The following is a 21,534-nucleotide window of genomic DNA, read 5'->3' on the forward strand; positions in this document are numbered from 1 at the left end:
ACAAATCGGATGCGCGTGCACAAACGTCCCATCGAGTTGTTTCCAGTGATGGATGCCGTTCTCGCGACGGCCTCGTGTGTCGCGGCGCGTCGGTGTGTGGCTGAGCGGCGGGGAGGTCGTCGGTGTCCGCGTCGATAAACGCCATCCGCGGTGAGGAACGCTCCGCCGCGTTGTTCCTTCCGGCGGACGCCCGTTTCTCGAGCCCGCCGCCGTCGCCGAGGCCGCCGGGCGCGCCACGGCGCCCGCCCCACACCGGCCCCGCGCCCGCCCGGCGCGCCCGCCCGCCGCGCCCGCCCACCGCTTGCCCGGCCGGCGCCCGCCCGCGTGCGCGCGCGCCCGCCCGGCACGCCCGCCCGCCCGGCGCCCGCCTGGCGCCCGCCCACCGCCGCGCGCTCACCGCGGATCGGCGAACAGTGCACCGACAAACGGGATCCGCTTGAGTAAACGCTCCTACGGGTTGTTTCCGCCGGTGGATGCCGTTTCTCCCGCGGCCCGATCTCACCGCGCGTTGGTCACCAAGAACGCGGGTTGCGACCGACGGCGTGAAGACTCGCCGTGTCGGGCTTGCCGGTTAGAGGGAGACCCGCGGCGAGGAGCGACTCGCGCATCGCGTCGACCTTGAGGGCGTCGGCGTACTCCCATCGCGCGACACGCCACCCGATCCGGCGCAGGGCGTCTTCGCGGCGCTTCTCGTCGCGCAGCACCGCCTCGGGGGAATCCCCTGAGGTGTACTTGCCCCAGCCGTCCACCTCGCCGAGCACGCGGAACTCCGGCCAGCACAGGTCGGACCGGTATCGACGCGGTCCGATGCGGTGCTCTGCCTGCAGGATGGGCTCGGGGAACCCGCACCACTGCGCGACAGCCCGGCTGATGGACTCCGCAGGTGATTCGGCTGCGCCGTCGGCATTCCCGAGGACCCACTGAAGTCGCCGTCTCCCTCGAATGCTGCGCTGGGCGTCGGCCGTCTCGCGCAGCTGCTCGCGCGTCACGCTGTGGACGCGAATGGTGGCGTCCGCGACAGCGATACCCAGCGCCGGTGTCAGGCAGCGGATCAGATCGATCGCCGTCGCGGACGGAGATGTCGTCCGGAGGTCGCCGACGTCGCACATCGATCGAATGTCGAGACTCGTATGAACGACGACGTCTCCGTGAACCAAAGACCTCGTCCGTCGCGCGTCGAACAGATGAATCATGCGCGGGTGGCCGAACACCGGCAGTCCGAGAAGCGTTGCGGCCGACTCGTGCGAGAAGACGGCCCGAGGGTTTGTGAGCGCATAGGCGTGCACACGCGCCGCATAGCGATCCCACTCGGGCAGAGCGTCCCAGGCGACTTTCTCGGCGTAGACGCCCGGGCGCAGCCGCCGGAGAGCGCGGTCTGCGTGCGGGCGTCGCCCCATCCGGGCCGCGTCGACCGCGCGGATCAGGGGCAGGGGCGGGGGTTGCAGGCGCACAGACGTCTCCATGCGCCGAGGATGTCAAAGGCGCGGCCGCGGGCGATGCGCCCTGTGGATAACTGTTCGGCTGTGGCGTCCGTGCGCCCCCGACGGGGGGTACCGCATGCGTGGCGAGAAACTCCGTCCGCCGTCGGAAACGCGTCGTCACGCCGTTTGCGTGCGCGGATGGCGTTTGTCGGGCCGGAACGCGCGCGCTCCGCCCGATCCGCCGCCCGCGCTGACGTCGGCACGCCGCCGTGCAACGTCAACGTCCCATCGGCGCCACTTCCCCGCGAGAAACGGCATCCGCACCGATGAACGGGCCGTCGTGCCGTTTTCGCCCGCGGATCGCGTTTCTCGCAGACCTCGCAGCGCCGACACCGCCGCGGTGGGCGGGGGAGAGCGGTGGATGCCGCGGGCTTCGGCGTCGCGTATGATGGGGAGGTTGCGTGCCTCAGTGCGTGACGACCGCTGTCCGGAACCGCCGGGCGTGCGGGAGAGAGGGAGCCGCGAGGTTCCCGCTCGAGAGAGGAAAAGGATATGGCACCCAAGAAAAAGGTGACCGGCCTGATCAAGCTCCAGATCAAGGCCGGCGCGGCCAACCCCGCGCCGCCGATCGGTCCGGCGCTCGGTCAGCACGGCGTCAACATCATGGAGTTCTGCAAGGCGTACAACGCGGCGACCGAAGCCCAGCGAGGCAACGTCATCCCCGTCGAGATCACCGTCTACGAGGACCGCAGCTTCACGTTCATCCTGAAGACGCCCCCCGCCGCTGAGCTCATCAAGAAGGCTGCGGGCCTGGCGAAGGGCTCGCCCACGCCGCACACCACCAAGGTCGGCAAGCTGACCAAGGAGCAGGTCCGCGAGATCGCCACCACGAAGCAGCCCGACCTGAACGCGAACGACATCGAGGCTGCCTCGAAGATCATCGCCGGCACCGCCCGTTCCATGGGCATCACGGTCGAGGACTGAGGGAGATAACAATGGCTACCAAGTCCAAGGCATTCCGCGCCGCTGCTGAGAAGATCGCGGCCGACACGTTCTACACCCCGAGCGAGGCCGTCGCCCTCGCGAAGGAAACCGGCTCGAAGAAGTTCGACTCGACCGTCGAGGTCGCGCTGAAGCTCTCGGTCGACCCCCGTAAGGCCGACCAGATGGTCCGCGGCACGGTCATCCTGCCCCACGGCACGGGTAAGACCGCTCGCGTCATCGTCTTCGCCAACGGCCCCGCGGCCGAGGCGGCTCTCGCCGCCGGCGCCGACGAGGTCGGTGGCACCGATCTCATCGAGAAGGTCGCCGCCGGCTACACGTCGTTCGACGCCGCAGTCGCCACGCCCGAGCTCATGGGTCAGGTCGGTCGCCTCGGTAAGGTCCTCGGACCCCGCGGCCTCATGCCGAACCCCAAGACCGGCACCGTGACCCCCAACCCGGCCAAGGCCGTCGAGGAGATCAAGGGCGGCAAGATCGAGTTCCGCGTCGACAAGCACGCCAACGTGCACTTCGTCGTCGGTAAGGCGTCGTTCTCGGCCGAGCAGCTCGACGAGAACCTGAAGGCCGCGCTCGAGGAGATCGTCCGCCTCAAGCCGTCGAGCTCGAAGGGCCGTTACATCCAGAAGGGCGCCGTCTCGACCACCTTCGGTCCCGGCATCCCGCTGGACGTCAACGTCCTCGTCTGACCTCTGCGTCATCCGGAAGCCCCGCCGCGCCACGCGCCGGCGGGGCTTTCGCATCTCCCGACCGCTTCCCGCACGCCGCCCGACCGCCCCGTGGCGTGATCCGACCCGCGATGACGCCTGTCCGCGCACGATCGTGCGACTCGGTGTCATCCGGGAAGGGTTCGGCGAACGCCCGTGTTGTCACCGAGAGCGCTCAGCGCCATACCCCCTCGCACGTCCCCCACATCACCATGTCTGGAACAGCTATGCCCCGTCGTCGTTTGACCGTCCTCGCCGCCACCCTGGGCCTGAGCGCCCTCGCGCTGACCGCCTGCAGCGGCGGCTCGACCTCCGAGACCTCCGGGGCCGGCTCCGAGTACGACCTCGTCTCCGACGGCACCCTGACCGTCGCCACGGAAGGCACTTACCGTCCGTTCTCGTTCCACGAGGGCGCGGGGGATCTGACCGGGTTCGACGTCGAGATCGCCCAGGCCGTCGCCGAGAAGCTCGGTCTCGAGGTGATGTTCCGGGAGACGCAATGGGATGCCATCTTCGCCGGCCTCGACGCCGGACGCTTCGACGTCATCGCCAACCAGGTGTCGATCAACCCCGAGCGTGAAGAGAAGTACACCTTCAGCACGCCGTACACCGTCTCGCGCGGCGTCATCGTCACCACCGACGGCGACACCTCGATCTCGAGCTTCGCCGACCTGTCGGGCAAGACCACCGCGCAGTCACTGACCAGCAACTGGTACGAGCTGGCCACCAAGAGCGGCGCTCAGGTCGAGGCCGTCGAGGGCTGGGCGCAGGCCGTCGCGCTGCTCAAGCAGGGACGTGTGGATGCCACGGTCAACGACCAGCTCACCTACCTCGACTACGAGAAGACGAACAGCCCGACCGGCCTGAAGATCGCCGCGGAGACCGAGGACACCTCCGAGAGCGCCTTCGCGTTCAAGAAGGGCCAGGACGCGCTCGCCGACGCGGTCGACGGTGCTCTCGAGGAGCTGCGCGCCGATGGCACGCTCGCCGAGATCAGCCAGAAGTACTTCGGCGCCGACGTCACTCAGTAAGTCTCGCTGTAAAGCCCCGCGGATCGACCGCCTCCCGCCCCTAGCGTGGGTGGCGGTCGGTCTGCCCCCGCGTGTGCGTGAGCGCCCGCGACGAGGAGCCGGGCGCCGAGCCCGAAGGAGGAAGGAGGCCCATGAACGACATCTGGACACTGATGCTCGATTCGTTCTGGCCGATGGTGCTGGCGGGACTTCGGGGCACCATCCCGCTGTCGTTGGCCTCGTTCGCGATCGGTCTCGTTATCGCGCTGTTCATGGCGTTACTGCGCCTGTCACCCAACGTCGTGCTGTCGGGCATCGCGCGGTTCTACATCTCGGTCATCCGTGGCACACCGCTCCTCGTGCAGCTGTTCGTCATCTTCTACGGTCTCCCCGCGGTGGGGCTGACCATCGAGCCGTTCCCCGCCGCGGTCATCGCCTTCTCGCTCAACGTGGGCGGATACGCGGCCGAAGTCATCCGCGCGGCCATCCTGTCGGTCCCGCGGGGGCAGTGGGAGGCGGCGCACACGGTCGGCCTCTCGCCGGCTAAGACGCTGACGCGCATCATCCTGCCGCAGGCCGCGCGGGTGTCGGTCCCGCCGCTGTCGAACACCTTCATCTCGCTCGTGAAGGACAGCTCCCTGGCATCCCTCATCCTCGTATCGGAGCTCTTCCGGCAGGCGCAGAACATCGCGGCCTTCTCATACGAGTTCATGGCCGTCTACCTCGAGGCGGCGCTCATCTACTGGCTGTTCTGCCTCGTGCTGTCGTTCGGGCAGAACGCCCTCGAGAAGAGGTTGGACCGCCATGTCGCCCACTGACACCCCGCTGCTGCAGGTCACCGAACTCGAGAAGAGCTTCGGCGCGAACCGCGTGCTGGCCGGCGTCGACCTCGAGGTGCGCCGCGGCGACGTGCTCGTGCTCATCGGACCCTCGGGTTCGGGTAAGACCACGGTGCTGCGCTGCCTGAACGGCCTGGAGACCCCGGATGCCGGTGTCGTGGCGTTCGATGGAGGTCCGGCCGTCGACTTCTCGACGAAGGTGACCAAGGCCGACCGCACGGCCCTGCGCGACCGCTCGGCGATGGTGTTCCAGCACCACAACCTCTTTCCGCACCTGACGGTGATCCAGAACGTCATCGAGGGGCCCGTGCAGGCGCACGGTGTCGCCAAGGCCGACGCGGTCGCCCGGGCCGAGACCCTGCTTGCGCGTGTGGGCTTGGCGGAGAAGCGCGACGCGTATCCGTCCGAGCTCTCGGGCGGTCAGCAACAGCGGGTGGGGATCGTGCGCGCGCTGGCGTTGCAGCCGCAGCTGCTGCTGTTCGACGAGCCGACCAGCGCCCTCGACCCCGAGCTCGTCGGCGAGGTGCTCACGGTGCTGCGCGAACTCGCGAACGAGGGGTGGACGATGGTCATCGTGACGCACGAACTCGGTTTCGCGCGTGAGGTCGCCGACGAGGTGCTCTTCTTCGACGAGGGCGTGATCGTCGAGCGCGGTGCGCCGTCAGAGCTGCTGCGCCAGCCGAAGAAGGAGCGCACCCAACGGTTCCTCAACCGTCTGCTGCGTCCGCTCGACGGTCCCGAACCCGCGGCGGAAGACGACGCGTAACAGTGTCGGAGGCTCGGAGTAGCGTCGGAGCATGCGCCGCCTGGAACGCCTTCTCGGTCTCGACACGCCCATCGTCCTCGGCCCGTTCGGAGGGCTGTCGTCCGTCGCGCTGACCTCCGCGGTCAGCGACGGCGGAGGGCTGGGTTCGTTCGGGCTGTACGGGTACACGCCCGCACGCATCCACGAGACCGTCACCGCCCTGCGCGCGGCGACGCCGGGGCGCATCGCGGTGAACCTGTGGTGGCCTCGCGGTGACGAGGTCACTCCCGACGCCGTCGACATCGCGCCGTTCCTTCGCGCGGCCGACCCGCTCTTCGCCGCCGCCGGCGTCGTCGCACCCGAGCCCCCGGCCTCCTTCCTGCCCGCGTTGGCGGATCAGCTCGACGCGGTCTTCGACGCCCGCCCCGACGCGCTCAGCATCGTCTTCGGAGTTCCGGATGCCGCCACCCTCGCGCGCGCGAAGGCCCTCGGCATTCACGTGATCGGCACCGCCACCTCGGTCGCCGAGGCGGTCGCGCTCGAGGCCGCGGGCGTCGACGCCGTCGTCGCGACGGGGGCGGAAGCGGGTGGGCACCGCGTGTCGTTCCTACGCGAGGCCGTGGACTCGCTCGTCGGCACCTTCGCCCTGGTGCCGCAGGTGGTGGATGCCGTCGGCATTCCCGTGATCGCGGCCGGGGGCATCGCCGACCGTCGCGGCGTCGCGGCGGCCTTCGCGCTGGGGGCATCCGGTGTGCAGGTGGGGACGGCGTTCCTGCGTACCCGACAATCCGCGGCCACGGAGGGCCATCGAGCGGCTATCGCCGCGGCCGCAGACACCGACACCGTGTTGACGCGGGCGATGAGCGGGCGGCTGGCCCGTGGCATCCCGAACCGCGCGATGCGCGATCTGGAGGCGTCGGGCATGATCGCCCCGTTCCCGGCGCAGAACTGGCTCACGGGCGTCTTCCGCGCGGCGGCGGGTGCGGCGGGCGACGCCGACCTCGTGTCGCTGTGGGCGGGGCAGGCGGCCGGGCTGGCTCGTCTCGACGACGCCGCCGAGGTGCTCGCCGAGTTGCGAGCCGGTGTTCCGGCCGACCATTCTCTCGCCGTGTGAATCTCGCGGAGGCGTACCGATCCCGGACCCTCGACTCCGGTCTGGTCAGGCGGTCGCTCGGATCTCGAAGTCGACGGGAGGTGCCTCGCCGCATTCAACAGCGTCGACGCGGTCGACCCGCGCTGACGGCGGCCCCTCGTGCGCCCAGGCGATGACGGCGTCGACGGTCGCCGCGTCTCCCGCGATGAGAGCCTCGACCGTGCCGTCTCGACGATTGCGCACCCAGCCGCGGGCGCCCGCGCGCTGCGCGGCGGCGTGCAGCGCGTAACGGAAGCCGACGCCCTGCACCCGCCCGTGCACCGTGATCATCACCGCTCGCATGCGCTCATTCTCGCGGACGGTGCCCGGGGCGGTCGGGTTCGGGGCGGATTCGGCGTTTTGGGGCGGGCGGATTCCGCCCCGAGCGGCCGATCCTGCCCCAAACGGGGCGGTCCCGCCTGCGACGGGCGATTCTGACCGGCCACCAAGGCCCGGACCTGCCGACTCCGTCCCGCGCCGGCATCCGGGCGGATCGTGGACCGACGAAGACGCCGCCCGCAGGACGCCGCCTGCGCCCGCCGCCTCAGTGCGGCAGCACCAGCGACACCGCGATGGCGAACATCACCACGGCGATGACCGCGTCGAGGATGCGCCACGCGCGCGGCGTGTCGAGCCAGCGGCCGAGGTAGCGGGCGCCGAAGCCGAGCGCCGAGAACCACACGAGGCTGGCGGTGCACGCGCCGATCGCGAACGCCCACCGGCCGTCGCCGTGCGTGGATGCCACCGAGCCGAGCAGGAACACCGTGTCGAGGTAGACGTGCGGGTTGAGCCACGTCAACGCGAGGCAGGTCAGGAGGGTGGCGGCAGGCGTCGTGCGGGGTGCGTGACGCCGTGCTGTCGACGGTCCGGGTGGTGACGCGGGGGGAGGGAGTAGCGGCATCCGGAACGGAGGGCACGGGGGTATCCAGGCGCAGCGTTCCGCCGCTGGGCCGCAGGGCGCGCCGCGCCGCGAGCACGCCGTAGCCGACGAGGAACACGGCGCCCGCCCAGCGCACGACGACGATCAGCCACGGCACGGCCTGCAGCACGAGACCGACACCGGAGACGCCGAGCGCGATCAGTGCCGCGTCCGACACCGCGCACACCGCGACGACCGCGAGGAGGTACTCGCGCCGGATGCCCTGCCGCAGCACGAACAGGTTCTGCGCACCGATGGCGACGATGAGTGAGAAACCGAGGCCGAGGCCGGCGAGCAGGGGGGTGAGCACACTCCGACGCTACGGTCGTGACCTCGCGAAGACCAGCTCATGATTCTGCAGCACCATTAGCATCGCTTCATGTCGATACCGCTCGATCTCGCTCGCACGCTCGCCGCAGTGGTGGAGGCGGGGACCCTGGACGCCGCAGCACGTCGCCTGCACATAACCCCTTCGGCGGTGAGCCAGCGTATCCGCGCGCTCGAAGACCAACTCGGGCGCGTCGTGCTCGTGCGATCCAAACCCGTGCGCACCACCGAAGCCGGAGACGCGGTGGTGCGTCTCGCGCGTCAGCTCGCGCTGCTCGAGTACGACGCGCTCGCCGCGATGGGCGCAGAGGGCGGGGCAGTGGCATCCGTTCCCCTCGCGGTGAACGCCGACTCGCTCGCGACGTGGTTCCTGCCGCCGCTGGCCCGGGTCGCCGCCCGCCGGGCGGTGGTGTTCGACCTGCACCGGGACGACCAGGACTTCACCGCAGGACTGTTGGAGTCGGGCACCGTCATGGCCGCGGTGACCTCGCGTGAGGCACCGGTCGCCGGGTGTCGCGTTCGACGGCTGGGCGTGCTGCGGTACGAAGCGGTGGCGACGGCCGGGTTCGCGACCCGGTGGTTCCCCGAGAGGGTCGATGCCGACACCCTGAACGCGGCGCCGGTGGTCGACTTCGACCGTCGCGACGACCTTCAGACCCGCTGGCTCGCGCGCCGCGGAGTCGCGGAGGGGGCTCCGCCCAGGCATCGCGTGCCGGCATCCCAGGACTTCGCCAGCGCCATCGAACTGGGCCTCGGATGGGGGCTGCTTCCCGGCTTCCAGTCGAGGGACGGGCTCGCGACGGGCGCGCTCGTGCGTCTCGGCGACGACCCGGTCGATGTGCCGCTGTTCTGGCAGCAGTGGAACCTCACGTCGTCGCTGCTCGATGACATCGCCGATGAGATCGTCGACGAGGGAAGGCGTGTGCTCGCGGGATGACGTCAGTCGTCGCTGACGCGCAGCACGATCTTGCCGCGCGTGTGACCGCGCTCGAGCTCGGTGTGCGCGTCTGCGGCATCGGCGAGGTCGAACACCCGGTCGACGTAGACGCGGATCGCCCCCGCATCGAGCAGCCGCGCGATCGTCGCGAGCGCTCCGCCGTCGGGGATCGCCTTGTAGTCGGTGGACCGGATGCCGCGGGCGGCGGCCGCCTCGCGGAACCCCGGCCAGGCGCCGGTCGGCACCTCGATGAGCAGACCGCCCGGACGCAGCACGTCGAGCGAACGTGTCCCGGTGTCGTCGGAGACGTTGCCGATGAGGTCGATGACGACGTCGACGTCGGCGATGACGTCTTCGAAACGGGTGGAGGTGTAGTCGACGACCTCGGCGGCACCCAGTTCGCGCAGCCAGTCGCGGTTGCGGGGCGAGCCGGTGGCGATGACGTGCGCGCCGAAGTACGCCGCGAACTGCACGGCGAAGTGGCCCACCCCGCCGGCGCCCGCGTGGATGAGGATGCGCTGGCCCTGGTGCGCGAGGGCCGTCTCGACGACGAGGCCCCACGCGGTCAGCGCCGCGACCGGAACGCCTGCGGCCTCGACGTGCGAGAGCGAAAGGGGCTTCCGCGCGAGCGAGAGGGTGGGCACCACGACGTACTCGGCATATCCGCCGCCCGTACGGGGGAACGCGGGCATGCCGTAGACCTCGGTCCCGACGGGGAAGGGATGCGCGTCGAACGGAGTGCGCACCACCACGCCGCTGACATCGAGGCCGAGCACCGACGGCCACGCGTCGATGGCCCCCGACATGCCGCGGCCGGCGCGAGTCTTCGCGTCGATCGGATTCACGCCCGCCGCGACCACGCGAACGAGCACCTCGCTGAGCACCGGTGTGGGCACCGCGATGCGTGCGGAGCGCAGCACCTCGGTGGAGCCCGGCGCGTCGAAGACCACCGCGTTCATCGTGTCCGGCACGGCGGGCGCGGGGTGGAGGGTGGTCTCGGGACGCGTCGATCGGAATCTCATCGTGCGCTCTCTCTCGCGGATGGTCGCAAGTCGCTGCGACTCCGCCGCGACCTCTCCAGTCAAGCGCCCCATTGTCTCGCCGGTGTTTCGCCGCCGTCACCGTGTCGCGACGCTCCGGGCGCCGCGATGCTTAGCCGACCGGCCCGTCCGGGCGCATTCGACCGCCGGGCCGGTCGCGCCCTCTCGTGTCGGCGGCGAGGCGCCGCAGGGTCTGTCGACGTTCAGTCGCGTGCGGGCACCTCGCCCACCGCGAGCGCGTGGAGCAGGGTCGAGAGGTGGCGGATGTCGTCGATCGTCCAGTCGGCGATCGCCTCGAACAGACGGCTCTCGTGCGGGGCGCGCGCCTCGGCGAGGCGGTGGTGGCCGAGTTCCGTCACCGCGATCAGGCGCGAGCGCCTGTCGTTCGGGTCGGGGGTGCGGGTGACGAGCCCGAGGTCTTCGAGTTCGGTGATCGATCGACTGAGGAACCCCTTGTCGGCGGCCAGTCGCTCGGCCAGCGCCGACAGGGTGAGGGGCCCGAAGCGGCTGACGACCGAGAGAGCTTTGAAGGTGGCCGGGAGCATCCCGGGGCTGACCCGTTCCGCGGCCTCGGAGACGAAGCGACGGAACACGGTCATGAGCTCCGAGAACGACGATTCCAAGGCCTGCACGGCCTCTCGGCGGTCATCGGTCACGTCGCTCATCACGTCAGCCATCCTCTCCCATCTCGGCGTCGCGGTGCGCGCGCACGGCATCCTGGGTCTTCACCGTGCCGGTCGCGGAGAGGGTCGCCATGGCGGCGGGGACCGAGACGGTGGCGAGGTCGGCTTCGCTGGCAGCAACCCGCTCCGTCGTCGTCATCCGGGTCAGCGGCCGGTTCGGCAGGAACAGGATGGCGACGAGGCTGACCACGGCGACCGGCACCGCGATCAAGAACGAGTGCGCGATCGACTGCGCGTAGATGTCTTCGACGATGACGCGGACGCTCTCGGGGAGGGTCGAGACCTGGGGGATCGCGCCCGACTGCAGCGACTGAGCGACCGCGGCGCCGTGCGGGCCGAGCCCCATGATCGCGGCCTGCAGGTCGGCCGCCCGGTCGGTGAACAGGCTCGTCGCCATGCTGGCCAGCGCCGCGCCCATGACCGACACGCCGATGGTGCCGCCGAGGCTGCGGAAGAACGTCACTCCCGAGCTCGCCGCGCCCATCTGGGTGGGGTTGGCGGTGTTCTGCACGATGAGCACGAGATTCTGCATCGTCATGCCGACGCCCGCGCCGAGGAAGAACATGTACAGCGAGACGAGCGCGAAGTTCGTGTCGTAGTGGATGGTCGACAGCAGGAACGACCCCGCGATCAGCAGCACGCCACCGGCGACGAGGAACGGCTTCCAGTGCCCGAAGCGCGAGATGAGGGCGCCGACGACGATGGATGCCACGAGCAGGCCGCCGATCATCGGGATGGTCATGACGCCGGCCTCGGTGGGGGTCGCGCCACGGGCCATCTGCATGTACTGGCTGAGGAACACCGACGTGCCGAACATCGCCAGGCCCGTCGCGATGGAGGCGATCGTGGCGAGGGTGAAGGTGGCATCCCGGAACAGGGTCAGCGGCACGAGCGGCTCGGACGAGCGCAGCTCGACCACGACGAAGAGGATCGCGGCGACGACGGCACCGCCGACCATGAGCAGCGTCTCGGTGCTGGCCCACTCGAAGGTGCTGCCGGCGTTCGTCACCCAGATGAGCAGGAGCGACACGGCTGCCGACAGCAGGACGATGCCGACGTAGTCGATCTTCACCTTGCGCTTCGCGCGGACCGGCAGGTGCAGGGTGCGCTGCTGGATGAGCAGCGCGGCGACGGCGAAGGGGAGCGCGACGAAGAAGTTCCAGCGCCAGCCGAACGCGTCGGTGATGACCCCGCCGAGGAGCGGTCCGCCGACGGTGGCGACGGCCATGACGGCACCGAACAGACCCATGTACCGCCCGCGCTCGCGGGGGCTGATGATGTCGGCCATGATCACCTGGCTGAGGGCGGCGAGACCGCCGGCGCCGAGGCCCTGCACCGCGCGGAAGGCGATGAGCATGTCGGTGTTCTGCGAGAAGCCGGCGGCGGCGGTGGCGAGCACGAAGATCGCGATGGCGATCTGGATGAGCACCTTGCGGTTGAACAGGTCGGCGAGCTTGCCCCAGATGGGGGTGGAGATCGCGGTGGTGAGGAGGGTCGCGGTGATGACCCAGGTGTACGCGTTCTGGTCGCCGGCCAGGTCGTGCACGATGACCGGCAGCGAGGTCGAGACGACGGTCGAGGCGAGCATCGACACGAACGTGCCGAGCAGCAGCCCGATCAGGGCCGGGAGGACGCGGCGCTGTGCGGGCGCGTCGACGGAGGTGGTTGCCATGCGGAGACTCCACGGGAGGGGGCGGATGCCGCGACGACGCTGGCGCGATTAGTTGACTGGTGTCAACGATACGCCTAATGCTTGACTTGCGTCAACTATTAATCGAGGAGCGCGAGGGCGCGGTACCTGTCCGTGGGTTCTTTGTGCACCGGCATCGGCCGGCGCGCCTCCATGGTGCGGCGGTAGAGCTCGTCGATCAGAGATGTCGCGAGGCCGACGAGCTTGGCGATCTCGCGCTCGTCGCGGTCGACCCACTGGCAGCGGGGCTCGTCGTGCATCGGGACGAAGCCGTCGTGCTGCTCCCACGCGACCAGGGTGCGCTCGGCGCCGAGCACGTGCTGCTGCCACCAGATCTGGCGCATATAGGTCTTGGGGATCGAGCGCCACGCCTTGTTCGTCGTCTTGATCTCGGCGAGCACGATGCGCCCCTCACCGTCGACGACGACGCCGTCGGGGGTGGCGAGGTGCCGCTTCTCGACGACCGCGTGGTACAGCGCCGACGAGGGTCGGATCCCGTGCGTCGCGGCCACCCAGGCGGCGATCTCTGGCTCGCGGCGGCGGCCGTGCGCGGTGAAGGCGTTCCCCGAGAAGTTCGAGCCCATGAGCTTGGCATCCGCCGCTCGCGAGATCGCGTTGTGGCTGGTCAGGGTGGCGACGTCGGTCGCGGTGATGCCGCGCGAGCGCGCCCGGATCCAGGCGACCCGATCGCGCGAATCGGCGACGATCCGTGCGTCGAGGTCGGCGCTGCGCGACGCGACGAGCTCGGGGGACATGCGTTCGACCCTAACCCCGCTCGGCCCTGGATCGAATCGGAACCCCGGCGCGTCGGCATCCGGGGTCTTGTGCGCGAAGTAAGGGTGACCTAAGTTGTTGGGCATGAACCCGGATGCCGCCTCGCTGCGCCGCCCCGACGGCGGTCGCTGGTGCGACCTCGAGGGCGCGGTGCTGCTGGGCGGCGACGCGCAGAACATCCCGGAGATGCGGCGCATTGCCGCGGCCCTGTCGCCGGCGGCGCACGTGACGGTGCTGGTCGAGGTGTGCGGTTCCGCGCAGGTCGGCGTGATCGACGCGCACGAGGGCCGGGTGAGCTGGCTCGACCGGTCGCGCGACGGCGGGTTCCGGCCGCGGGGCGAGCGGCTGGCGCAGGCGATCCACGCGTGGTGCGCCGAGTGGGCCTGCGGCGACGACCCGGTCTGCACCGTCTGGCTCGGCGCCCGCACGCCCTCGCGCATCGTGCGTATGACGCAGGCGCTGCTGCCCGAGCCGCGCGTCTCCTGACGGCAGGTGCCCGGGCGGGTGGGGTGGACCTTTCTGCCGAGGACGCACGTGATCCGCGAGGGCGCATTCGTTCGATCGAAAAGCGGTGCGTCTTCGACGATCCGATGCGTCTTCGACCGTGGCTGAGGCCCCGGCCCAGCGCGCGCCTGTGGACAGTCGGCGACGGCGCTCCGCCGGAGTCGGCATGGTGGGTGGATGCTCGCGGAATCGGCGGTTGCCCGCGCTCGACGGTCGTTGTTCTCGCGAGCCGAGCTGCGCGAGCGGGGCGTGCCGGATGCCGAGCTACGCAAGGCCGGTGCCGGCGGCGGGTGGCACCGGATACAGCCAGGTGTGTATGTCGCTCGCGAGGAGTGGGAGACAGCGCGGCCGACAGACCGCCACCGCTTCGCCATCCTGGCCGCCGCGGATCGGGCACGCGAGGCCGGTGGGGTCATCTCCCACCTCTCGGCGGCCGTGTTGCACGGTCTACCGCTCTATCGGTTCAGCGATGGTCCGGTGCATACAACCGTTCCGCGGGCTTCGCATCCTCCCAGCGGAAGGGCGATCAGGCGGCATACCGGAGCGCTCGGAGCGGCGGATGTGGTCATCGTCGGCGGCCTCCGCTGCACCTCTCTCGAGAGGACGGTATTCGACGTCGCGTGCACGCAGTCGCGCGAGGTGGCGTTGAGCTGCGCCGACGCAGCACTGCGTCGAGTCGCGGTCACGGATCGGCGGTTCGACCCTGATGCGCATGCGCTCTGGCGTGAGGCCATGCTCGACCGCGTCTCGCGTGCGAGGGGAAGGCGCGGCGTTCGTGATGCCGCATGGATCGTCGCGTTCTCCGACGGTCGGGCGGAGCTCCCAGGAGAGAGCGTCAGTCGATTGCAACTGCACCGGCTCGGTTTCCGTGATCTCGACCTGCAGGTGGCCGTGAAGGGGCCCCACGGATTCGACTACTTCGTCGACATCGGCCTGCGCGACGTGCGAACGTTCTGGGAATTCGATGGGGAAGTGAAGTATCGAGACAGCGCGATGCGCCGCGGGCGCTCCGTCGAAGACGTGGTGCTGGATGAGAAGCGGCGCGAGGACTGGATCCGCGGAGTCACACAGTGGCGGCTGTGTCGTGGAGGCTTCGCTGACATCGTCTCGCCGGAGGCGCTTGGCGCCCGGCTCGCTGCCTTCGGGGTGCGTTCGCCGCGCTGACGCGCGTCGCCACGCACGCGTTCGCCGCGCTGACGCGCGTGAAGACGCACGCGTTTGATGAGGACGCAGTCATTCGGGGGCATTCGGATGCGTCATCGACGAACGTATGCGTCCTCGCCGACGCGGCGGCGGGCGCGGGTCGCGGGCCTGGGTGGGTCGGGGTGGCGTGCGGGGCACGGGCGGGGCCGAGGCAGGGCGGGGGCGGATTGGCGCCGGGGGCATGGGTCGGGTATGGTGGGGGTCAAGCCAAAGACCGTCGGTCATCGTCGTGCGTGCACGTCGATCGAAGCGTCTGCTGAAACAGCAGGGGACCTACGCAGGTAACGAAACTCCTCTCGAGCTCCGTGCGCCTGCGCCGGAGCTCTTCTTTTTGCCCAGACCCCGGTGTCTTCGGCCGGCGCCCCGCCATCGCGGAGCGCCTCGTACACACAAGGAGTGGCCATGGCGCAGAAGGATGCATCGGTCGCCGAGCTCACGAAGAACTTCGAGAACTCGACCGCCGTTCTGCTGACCGAGTACCGCGGTCTGACGGTTGCCCAGCTCAAGCAGCTGCGCAACGACATCCGTCAGGACGCGGATTACGCCGTGGTGAAGAACACGCTGACCAAGATCGCCGCGTCCAACGCGGGGGTCACGGGACTGGATGACGAGCTCAAGGGCCCGTCCGCCATCGCGTTCGTGCACGGCGACCCCGTCGCCGTCGCGAAGAGCCTGCGTGCCTTCGCCAAGGCTAACCCTCAGCTCGTGGTGAAGGGCGGCTACTTCGATGGCGCCCCGCTGACCGCTGCTGAGGTCAACAAGCTCGCCGATCTCGAAAGCCGTGAAGTCCTGCTGGCGAAGCTCGCCGGTGCGATGAAGGCGACGATGACCAAGGCGGCATACGTCTTCCAGGCGCTTCCGTCGAAGGCCGTTCGCACGGTCGACGCGCTGCGCGAGAAGCAGGACACCGCGGCCTGACCCGGCCCGGCTGATTAACCCGATCAAGGAGATACAACATGGCTAAGCTCAGCACCGAAGAGCTGCTCGACGCGTTCAAGGAGCTCACGCTCATCGAGCTGTCCGAGTTCGTCAAGGCGTTCGAGGAGACCTTCGACGTCACCGCTGCCGCCCCCGTGGCCGTGGCCGGCCCCGCCGCCGGTGGCGCGGCCCCCGCCGAAGAGGTCGAGGAGAAGGACTCGTTCGACGTCGTCCTCGAGGCCGCCGGCGACAAGAAGATCCAGGTCATCAAGGTCGTCCGCGAGCTCACCTCGCTCGGCCTCGGCGAGGCCAAGGCCGTCGTCGACGGTGCCCCCAAGGCCGTGCTCGAGGGCGCGAACAAGGAGACCGCCGACAAGGCGAAGGAGGCCCTCGAGGCTGCCGGCGCCACGGTGACCCTGAAGTAATCACGCTTCATCGGTCGCGGTAACGCGATCCGCGACGACCCGGATGCCACTGGCATCCGGGTCTTCGTCGTTTCCTGACGCGTGAGGGGTCGGTCTTCGTCGCCGAGGACAGCTCGAGGCGACAGAACGTGACCCCTCACGCGAGGCGGGGGCGCGGGCGGGGCGGGGAGAGCGGACGGGCGGGGGCGCGCACACGGGGCAGTAGCGCGGGCGGGGCGGGGAGAGCGGACGGGCGGGGTGCGCAGGCGGGCGGGGAGTGCAAGCGGGGCGGGTACGCGAGGACGTCACCGTGCCCCGACGATCCGCGCGGTGTGAGACCCGGTTCCGCCGGGCGAGAAACCGATGTTCACCAGATCGAAACGTTCGAGTCTGGGAAAAGGGTATGCGGATCGTTTACGGTCGTGGGGAACCCCCCCCGTCGATCCCCCCATCCGACGTCGAACGTTCGCGCGTCGGTACCTGGAGACTCATGCCCAACGCTGCTTCGCGCGTGCCCGCACGCCGTTTCACGACCGCGTTGAGCGCCGCCCTCGGCGCCGCTCTGCTCGGATCCGCCCTCGTCCCGCTTCCGGCCTTCGCCGCCGACGGCCCCCGGGTGGTGATCAACGAGGCCTACCTCAAAGGCGGCAGCAACGGCGCCTTCTTCAACAAGAAGTTCGTCGAGCTCTACAACGCCGGCGACACCGCGCAGGACCTCAGCGGATGGTCGCTGCAGTACCGTTCCGCCAGCAGCGTTCAGGCCCCGAGCGGCGCGAACACCCAGCCGCTGACCGGGTCGATCGCCCCCGGCGGCTACTACCTCATCGGACTGCCCGGCAACGACACCAACGGCGCCGACCTTCCCGCCGCCGACATCACGAGCGCGGGCCTGAACCCGTCGGGCACGAACGGCCAGCTGTTCCTCGCGAATGTGACCGAGTCGCTCGCGCTGCCCGGCGGGCCCGTCGCCGACAGTCGTGTCGTCGACTTCCTCGGTTACGGCACCGCGGCCGGCTTCGAGACGAAGGCGGCATCCGTCGACGGCCCGAACGGCACCCCGAACGCCCTGGTACGCACCGACTTCGTGGACACGAACGACAACTCGGTCGACTTCACCAACACGACCACCGTGACCCCCCAGGGGTCCGGCGGCGCGGTCACGCCCACGCCCACGGCGACGCCGACCGCCACGGCGACACCGACGGCCACGCCCACTCCCACCCCGACCGTCACGCCCGGCGTCGTCACGCCCATCCGCGACATCCAGGGCACCGGCGCCACGACACCCCTCGCCGGCGCGACGGTCACCACGCGCGGTGTCGTCACCGCCGCGTACCGAACGGGTGGATACAACGGATTCTTCATCCAGACGCCCGGCACGGGCGGCCCGCTCGACCCGCAGACCCACCTCGCCTCCGACGCCGTCTTCGTCTACGGATCCGCCGCGACCGCCACGGTCGCGATCGGCCAGCACGTCGAGGTCACCGGCACGGCGGGTGAATTCGGCGGGCAGACGCAGATCACCGTCGACGCCCCCTCCGTGAGCATCCTCACCGAGCAGGCGGCCGAGGTACGACCGGCCGAGATCGCGTGGCCGAAGACCGATGAGGAGCGCGAGCGGTTCGAGGGCATGCTGCTCGCGCCGCAGGGCGACTTCACCGTCACCAACACCTACTCGACGAACCATTACGCCGAGGTCGGCCTCGCCGCGGGCACGACGCCGCTGCGCACGCCCACCGACGTCGCACGTCCGGACACACCGGAATACGTCGCCGCCGTGGCCGACAACCGCGCCCGCGCGGTCGTGCTCGACGACGGCGCCTCGATCAATTTCCTGAACGACACCAACAAGAGCATCCCGTTGCCGTACGTCTCACTCACCGAGCCGGTGCGCGTCGGTGCCGCTGCGACGTTCGAGACGCCCGTCATCCTCGACTATCGCAACAACGCGTGGAAGTTCCAGCCGACCGAGCAGCTGACGGTCGGCAACGCGGACACCGTGCAGCCGGCGTCGTTCGAGAACACCCGCACCGCGGCTCCCGAGGCCGTCGGCGGCACCGTGAAGATCTCGAGCTTCAACGTGCTCAACTACTTCACGACCACGGCCGAGAGCGTCGGGTGCACGTCGACGTACAAGGACCGCGAGGGCAACCCCATCACGGCCGACACGTGCCCGGCCCCCGGTCCCCGCGGCGCGGCGGATGCCGCCAACCTGAAGCGCCAGCAGGACAAGATCGTCGCCGCGATCAACGGGCTGGGTGCCGACGTCGTCTCGCTCGAGGAGATCGAGAACTCCGCCGCCTTCGGCAAGGATCGGGATGCCGCGCTGTCGACCCTCGTCGACGCTCTGAATGCGGCACTCGGCTCGCCGCAGTGGGCCTTCGTTCCCTCGCCGGCTGTGCTGCCGGCATCCGAGGACGTCATCCGCACCGCCTTCATCTACAAGAAGGAGGTGGTCGCGCCCTCCGGCGACAGCGTCATCCTCGACGACCCGGCGTTCCGCAACGCCCGTCAGCCGCTCGCGCAGGCGTTCGCGCCTCTGACGGACCCGGATGCCGAGATCCTCGCGATCGTGAACCACTTCAAGTCGAAGGGTGACAGCCGCCCCGCGGCCACGGGCGACAACGCCAATGGCATCCAGGGCGCCTTCAACGGTGACCGCGTGCGCCAGGCCGACGCTCTCGGCGCCTTCGCCGCTGCGCGCGCGGCCGAGGTCGGCACCGACGATGTGTTCCTGCTCGGCGACTTCAACGCGTACACGCAGGAGGACCCGATCCAGAAGCTGCGCGAGTACGGCTTCGAGCCGCTGGAGGCGGGCACGGGCGAATACTCGTACTCGTTCAGCGGGCAGTCCGGCTCGCTCGACCACGTGCTCGCGTCGGCCTCGGCGCGTGAGCTGGTCACCGGTACCGACATCTGGAACATCAACGCCGTCGAGGCGCTCGCCCTGGAGTACAGCCGCTTCAACTACAACGTGCTGAACTTCTACGACACCACGCCCTACCGATCCAGCGACCACGACCCCGTGATCGTCGGTCTCGATCTCGCCCCCGAGACCACCGACATCACTCTGCTCGGCATCAACGACTTCCACGGTCGCATCGACGCCAACACGGTGAAGTTCGCGGGAACGATCGAGCAGCTGCGGGCCGCCGGCGGCGAGGGCAACACCCTGTTCCTCTCCAACGGCGACAACATCGGCGCCTCGCTGTTCGCCTCGGCGTACTTCGACGACGAGCCGACCATCGAGGTGTTGAACGCGCTCGACCTGGCGGCATCCGCCACCGGCAACCACGAGTTCGATCGGGGGGCGGACAAGCTCGTCGACGAGGTGAGCGGGTGGGCCGACTTCCCCTACCTCGCCGCGAACGTGTACAAGAACGGGCAGCCCCTGCTCGACGAGTACGCCATCTTCGAGGTCGACGGCGTGCGCGTCGGCGTCATCGGGGCCGTCACGCAGGAGACGTCGCAGCTCGTCTCGCCGGGCGGTATCGAGGGCATCGAGTTCCGCGAGCCCGTCGCCGAGGTGAACCGCGTGGTCGCCGAGATCCGCGATCAGGTCGACGTGATCGTCGCTGAGTATCACGAGGGTGCCGCCGAGGGCGACTCCACGGGGGAGACGATCGAGCAGGCGGTCGCCGCGGGCGGGGCCTTCGCGAAGATCGTGAACGACACGGATGCCGCGGTCGACGCGATCTTCACGGGTCACACCCACCAGAAGTACGCGTGGAACGCTCCCATCCCGGGCGCCGCGGGCACCCGCCCGATCGTGCAGACCGGGAGCTACGGCGAGAACATCGGCGAGATCGTGCTGACCGTCGACCGTCAGAACGGCGACGTGGTCGACTACTCCGCGCGCAACGTGCCGCGTCTCGCCGCGGCCACGGTTCCGAACGATCCCGCCCAGACGGCCGCGAACAGCGCCGCGCTGGACGCCGAACTGATCGCGACGTATCCGCGCGTGGCCGCGGTCGACGAGATCGTGAAGCTCGCGCGCGCCGAGGCCGACCGCGTCGGTGCGCAGCCGGTCGGATCGGTGACCGCCGACATCACCACCGCTTACCGCGGCGGGTCCTACGTCGACGGCGTTTACACCGGTGGTCAGCGCGACGACCGTTCGAAGCAGTCCGCTCTCGGCGGCCTCGTCGCCGACGCCCTGCTCGACACCCTCGCCGATCCCCTCCGCGGGGGCGCCGAGATCGCCCTGGTCAACCCGGGTGGTCTGCGCGCGGAGCTGTTCTACGGAGAGGACGGGGTCATCACGCTGGCCGAGGCCAACGCGGTGCTGCCGTTCGTCAACAACCTCTGGACGACGACGCTGACGGGTGAGCAGTTGCGACGCGCGCTCGAGCAGCAGTGGGGCGACACCGCCGGCCGCGACCGCGATCTCGCGCTCGGCGTCTCGGACAACGTGCGCGTCACCTACGACGTGTCGCGTGGCCCCGGACAGCGCATCACCGGAATCTGGATCGACGGCGTGGCCGTCGACCCGGCGGCGACGTACCGCGTGGGCTCGTTCAGCTTCCTGCTCCAGGGCGGTGACGCGTTCGCGGCACTCGGCCAGGGCGCCGAAACCCGCGACTCGGGCCTCATCGACCGTGACGGATGGATCGACTACCTCGAGGCGAACCCCGGCCTCACGCCCGACTTCACCGCGCGCGCGGTGCAGGTCTCGGGTGTGCCCTCGGAGGTCCGGTCGGGCGGTGACGTCGCGCTCACGGTCTCGAATCTCGACCTCACCTCGCTCGGTGCTCCCGCGAACACGTCGCTGTCGGCGGCCTGGGGATCGGATGCCACGACGTCCTTCCCCGTCGCGAATGGCGCGGCCACGGTCAGCGTCGGCGTTCCGGCCGGCGCCTCCGGCGTGATCGCCCTGCAGCTGGTGGCGCAGCCGAGCGGCACCGACGTGACGGTGCCGATCAGCATCGGCGCAGCCGGAGGCGACGGGGCCGGCGCGGGCTCGGGCGCCGGCGGATCCGCGGGCCAGGGCAGCTCTGCCGGTCAGGGTGGATCGCTGCCGGTGACGGGTGCCGACACCGCCTGGATGGGCGCGGGCCTGCTCGCCGCGCTCGCCCTGCTCGGTCTCGGCGTCATCGCACGTCGCCGGGCGGTCCGCCAGAGCGACTGAACGACGGCGAATCGAAGACCCCGGGTGCCACGGCATCCGGGGTCTTCGGCGTCCGACGGGTGACACAGGTGCGAGGGCATCCGGGACGTCACCGTGACTCGCGATGCCGGCGTGGCGCGGCATCCCGAATCTTCGTTACGAGGCGCCGGCCCAG

Annotated in this window: 18 protein-coding genes and 1 pseudogene; 12 read left to right on the forward strand and 7 right to left on the reverse strand. The window is 70.0% G+C overall.

Annotated features, from left to right (window positions below; all coding sequences use genetic code 11):
* Positions 1–512: 512 nt before the first annotated feature.
* Positions 513–1,463 carry a hypothetical protein gene (locus tag QE410_RS03750; protein WP_307328035.1) on the reverse strand — a complete coding sequence of 317 codons (951 nt, stop codon included), beginning with the start codon at positions 1,461–1,463 and terminating at the stop codon, positions 513–515.
* A 510-nt stretch (positions 1,464–1,973) separates the two neighbouring features.
* Between QE410_RS03750 and rplK the strand changes: the two genes are divergently transcribed.
* From rplK to QE410_RS03780, 6 genes are all read left to right on the forward strand, one after another.
* Positions 1,974–2,405, forward strand: coding sequence for a 50S ribosomal protein L11 (rplK, locus tag QE410_RS03755; protein WP_058232721.1), 432 nt, complete (start codon positions 1,974–1,976; stop codon positions 2,403–2,405).
* Between the two features lie 11 nt (positions 2,406–2,416).
* Positions 2,417–3,109 carry a 50S ribosomal protein L1 gene (gene rplA, locus QE410_RS03760; RefSeq protein WP_058232720.1) on the forward strand — a complete coding sequence of 231 codons (693 nt, stop codon included), beginning with the start codon at positions 2,417–2,419 and terminating at the stop codon, positions 3,107–3,109.
* A 245-nt stretch (positions 3,110–3,354) separates the two neighbouring features.
* Complete coding sequence (locus QE410_RS03765; RefSeq protein WP_307328044.1) at positions 3,355–4,158, forward strand: amino acid ABC transporter substrate-binding protein; 804 nt, start codon at positions 3,355–3,357, stop codon at positions 4,156–4,158.
* Positions 4,159–4,289: 131 nt separating this feature from the next.
* A complete protein-coding gene (locus tag QE410_RS03770; protein ID WP_307328048.1) occupies positions 4,290–4,955 on the forward strand; it encodes an amino acid ABC transporter permease in 666 nt (221 codons plus the stop codon).
* Positions 4,942–5,742 carry an amino acid ABC transporter ATP-binding protein gene (locus QE410_RS03775; RefSeq protein WP_307328050.1) on the forward strand — a complete coding sequence of 267 codons (801 nt, stop codon included), beginning with the start codon at positions 4,942–4,944 and terminating at the stop codon, positions 5,740–5,742. The genes QE410_RS03770 and QE410_RS03775 overlap by 14 nt, the downstream gene beginning before the upstream one ends.
* A 31-nt stretch (positions 5,743–5,773) precedes the next feature.
* A complete protein-coding gene (locus QE410_RS03780; protein ID WP_307328053.1) occupies positions 5,774–6,835 on the forward strand; it encodes a nitronate monooxygenase family protein in 1,062 nt (353 codons plus the stop codon).
* Positions 6,836–6,880: 45 nt separating this feature from the next.
* Here QE410_RS03780 and QE410_RS03785 read toward each other — a convergent pair whose 3' ends face one another.
* Both QE410_RS03785 and QE410_RS03790 read right to left on the reverse strand, forming a co-directional pair.
* A complete protein-coding gene (locus QE410_RS03785; protein ID WP_307328056.1) occupies positions 6,881–7,156 on the reverse strand; it encodes an acylphosphatase in 276 nt (91 codons plus the stop codon).
* 241 nt (positions 7,157–7,397) lie between these two features.
* A pseudogene (locus QE410_RS03790) lies at positions 7,398–8,082 on the reverse strand (LysE/ArgO family amino acid transporter).
* Between the two features lie 69 nt (positions 8,083–8,151).
* On the opposite strand from QE410_RS03790, the gene QE410_RS03795 reads away from it, so the two are divergent.
* Complete coding sequence (locus QE410_RS03795) at positions 8,152–9,036, forward strand: LysR family transcriptional regulator ArgP (protein ID WP_307328058.1); 885 nt, start codon at positions 8,152–8,154, stop codon at positions 9,034–9,036.
* A 2-nt stretch (positions 9,037–9,038) separates the two neighbouring features.
* On the opposite strand, the gene QE410_RS03800 is transcribed toward QE410_RS03795, so the two are convergent.
* The 4 genes from QE410_RS03800 to QE410_RS03815 all read right to left on the reverse strand — a co-directional run bounded on the left by QE410_RS03800 (position 9,039) and on the right by QE410_RS03815 (position 13,204).
* The gene (locus tag QE410_RS03800; protein WP_307328061.1) at positions 9,039–10,058 is read right to left on the reverse strand and encodes an NADP-dependent oxidoreductase; all 1,020 of its coding nucleotides are present in this window, start codon (positions 10,056–10,058) and stop codon (positions 9,039–9,041) included.
* A 221-nt stretch (positions 10,059–10,279) separates the two neighbouring features.
* On the reverse strand, positions 10,280–10,741 hold the full coding sequence (locus QE410_RS03805; RefSeq protein WP_307328064.1) for a MarR family winged helix-turn-helix transcriptional regulator: 462 nt from the start codon (positions 10,739–10,741) through the stop codon (positions 10,280–10,282).
* 4 nt (positions 10,742–10,745) lie between these two features.
* Positions 10,746–12,431 carry an MDR family MFS transporter gene (locus tag QE410_RS03810; RefSeq protein ID WP_307328067.1) on the reverse strand — a complete coding sequence of 562 codons (1,686 nt, stop codon included), beginning with the start codon at positions 12,429–12,431 and terminating at the stop codon, positions 10,746–10,748.
* A 98-nt stretch (positions 12,432–12,529) separates the two neighbouring features.
* Positions 12,530–13,204: a YqaJ viral recombinase family protein gene (locus tag QE410_RS03815; RefSeq protein ID WP_307328070.1), complete on the reverse strand. Its 675-nt coding sequence runs from the start codon at positions 13,202–13,204 to the stop codon at positions 12,530–12,532.
* Between the two features lie 103 nt (positions 13,205–13,307).
* Between QE410_RS03815 and QE410_RS03820 the strand changes: the two genes are divergently transcribed.
* The 5 genes from QE410_RS03820 (at position 13,308) to QE410_RS03840 (ending at position 21,380) form a co-directional block, all read left to right on the forward strand.
* Entirely contained in the window at positions 13,308–13,709 is a 402-nt protein-coding gene (locus tag QE410_RS03820; RefSeq protein ID WP_307328073.1) for an SIP domain-containing protein, read from the forward strand.
* Positions 13,710–13,904: 195 nt separating this feature from the next.
* Positions 13,905–14,891 (forward strand): hypothetical protein, encoded by a 987-nt coding sequence (locus QE410_RS03825; protein WP_307328076.1) that lies wholly within the window; start codon positions 13,905–13,907, stop codon positions 14,889–14,891.
* Positions 14,892–15,332: 441 nt separating this feature from the next.
* Positions 15,333–15,848, forward strand: a complete 516-nt coding sequence (rplJ, locus tag QE410_RS03830; protein WP_058232707.1) for a 50S ribosomal protein L10 — start codon at positions 15,333–15,335, stop codon at positions 15,846–15,848.
* A gap of 38 nt (positions 15,849–15,886) precedes the next feature.
* Positions 15,887–16,273 carry a 50S ribosomal protein L7/L12 gene (gene rplL / locus QE410_RS03835; protein WP_058232706.1) on the forward strand — a complete coding sequence of 129 codons (387 nt, stop codon included), beginning with the start codon at positions 15,887–15,889 and terminating at the stop codon, positions 16,271–16,273.
* A gap of 490 nt (positions 16,274–16,763) precedes the next feature.
* A complete protein-coding gene (locus QE410_RS03840) occupies positions 16,764–21,380 on the forward strand; it encodes an ExeM/NucH family extracellular endonuclease (protein ID WP_307328088.1) in 4,617 nt (1,538 codons plus the stop codon).
* The last annotated feature ends 154 nt before the right edge of the window (positions 21,381–21,534 follow it).

It is taken from the genome of Microbacterium sp. SORGH_AS_1204 (assembly GCF_030818935.1).
In the GTDB taxonomy this organism is placed as follows: Bacteria; Actinomycetota; Actinomycetes; order Actinomycetales; family Microbacteriaceae; genus Microbacterium.

Excerpts from the sequence above, each read along its gene's own strand:
- QE410_RS03750 (WP_307328035.1), bottom strand. The coding sequence starts at position 1,463 with ATGGAGACGTCTGTGCGCCTGCAACCCCCGCCCCTGCCCCTGATCCGC.
- rplK (WP_058232721.1), top strand. The coding sequence starts at position 1,974 with ATGGCACCCAAGAAAAAGGTGACCGGCCTGATCAAGCTCCAGATCAAG.
- rplA (WP_058232720.1), top strand. The coding sequence starts at position 2,417 with ATGGCTACCAAGTCCAAGGCATTCCGCGCCGCTGCTGAGAAGATCGCG.
- QE410_RS03765 (WP_307328044.1), top strand. The coding sequence starts at position 3,355 with ATGCCCCGTCGTCGTTTGACCGTCCTCGCCGCCACCCTGGGCCTGAGC.
- QE410_RS03770 (WP_307328048.1), top strand. The coding sequence starts at position 4,290 with ATGAACGACATCTGGACACTGATGCTCGATTCGTTCTGGCCGATGGTG.
- QE410_RS03775 (WP_307328050.1), top strand. The coding sequence starts at position 4,942 with ATGTCGCCCACTGACACCCCGCTGCTGCAGGTCACCGAACTCGAGAAG.
- QE410_RS03780 (WP_307328053.1), top strand. The coding sequence starts at position 5,774 with ATGCGCCGCCTGGAACGCCTTCTCGGTCTCGACACGCCCATCGTCCTC.
- QE410_RS03785 (WP_307328056.1), bottom strand. The coding sequence starts at position 7,156 with ATGCGAGCGGTGATGATCACGGTGCACGGGCGGGTGCAGGGCGTCGGC.
- QE410_RS03795 (WP_307328058.1), top strand. The coding sequence starts at position 8,152 with ATGTCGATACCGCTCGATCTCGCTCGCACGCTCGCCGCAGTGGTGGAG.
- QE410_RS03800 (WP_307328061.1), bottom strand. The coding sequence starts at position 10,058 with ATGAGATTCCGATCGACGCGTCCCGAGACCACCCTCCACCCCGCGCCC.
- QE410_RS03805 (WP_307328064.1), bottom strand. The coding sequence starts at position 10,741 with ATGAGCGACGTGACCGATGACCGCCGAGAGGCCGTGCAGGCCTTGGAA.
- QE410_RS03810 (WP_307328067.1), bottom strand. The coding sequence starts at position 12,431 with ATGGCAACCACCTCCGTCGACGCGCCCGCACAGCGCCGCGTCCTCCCG.
- QE410_RS03815 (WP_307328070.1), bottom strand. The coding sequence starts at position 13,204 with ATGTCCCCCGAGCTCGTCGCGTCGCGCAGCGCCGACCTCGACGCACGG.
- QE410_RS03820 (WP_307328073.1), top strand. The coding sequence starts at position 13,308 with ATGAACCCGGATGCCGCCTCGCTGCGCCGCCCCGACGGCGGTCGCTGG.
- QE410_RS03825 (WP_307328076.1), top strand. The coding sequence starts at position 13,905 with ATGCTCGCGGAATCGGCGGTTGCCCGCGCTCGACGGTCGTTGTTCTCG.
- rplJ (WP_058232707.1), top strand. The coding sequence starts at position 15,333 with ATGGCGCAGAAGGATGCATCGGTCGCCGAGCTCACGAAGAACTTCGAG.
- rplL (WP_058232706.1), top strand. The coding sequence starts at position 15,887 with ATGGCTAAGCTCAGCACCGAAGAGCTGCTCGACGCGTTCAAGGAGCTC.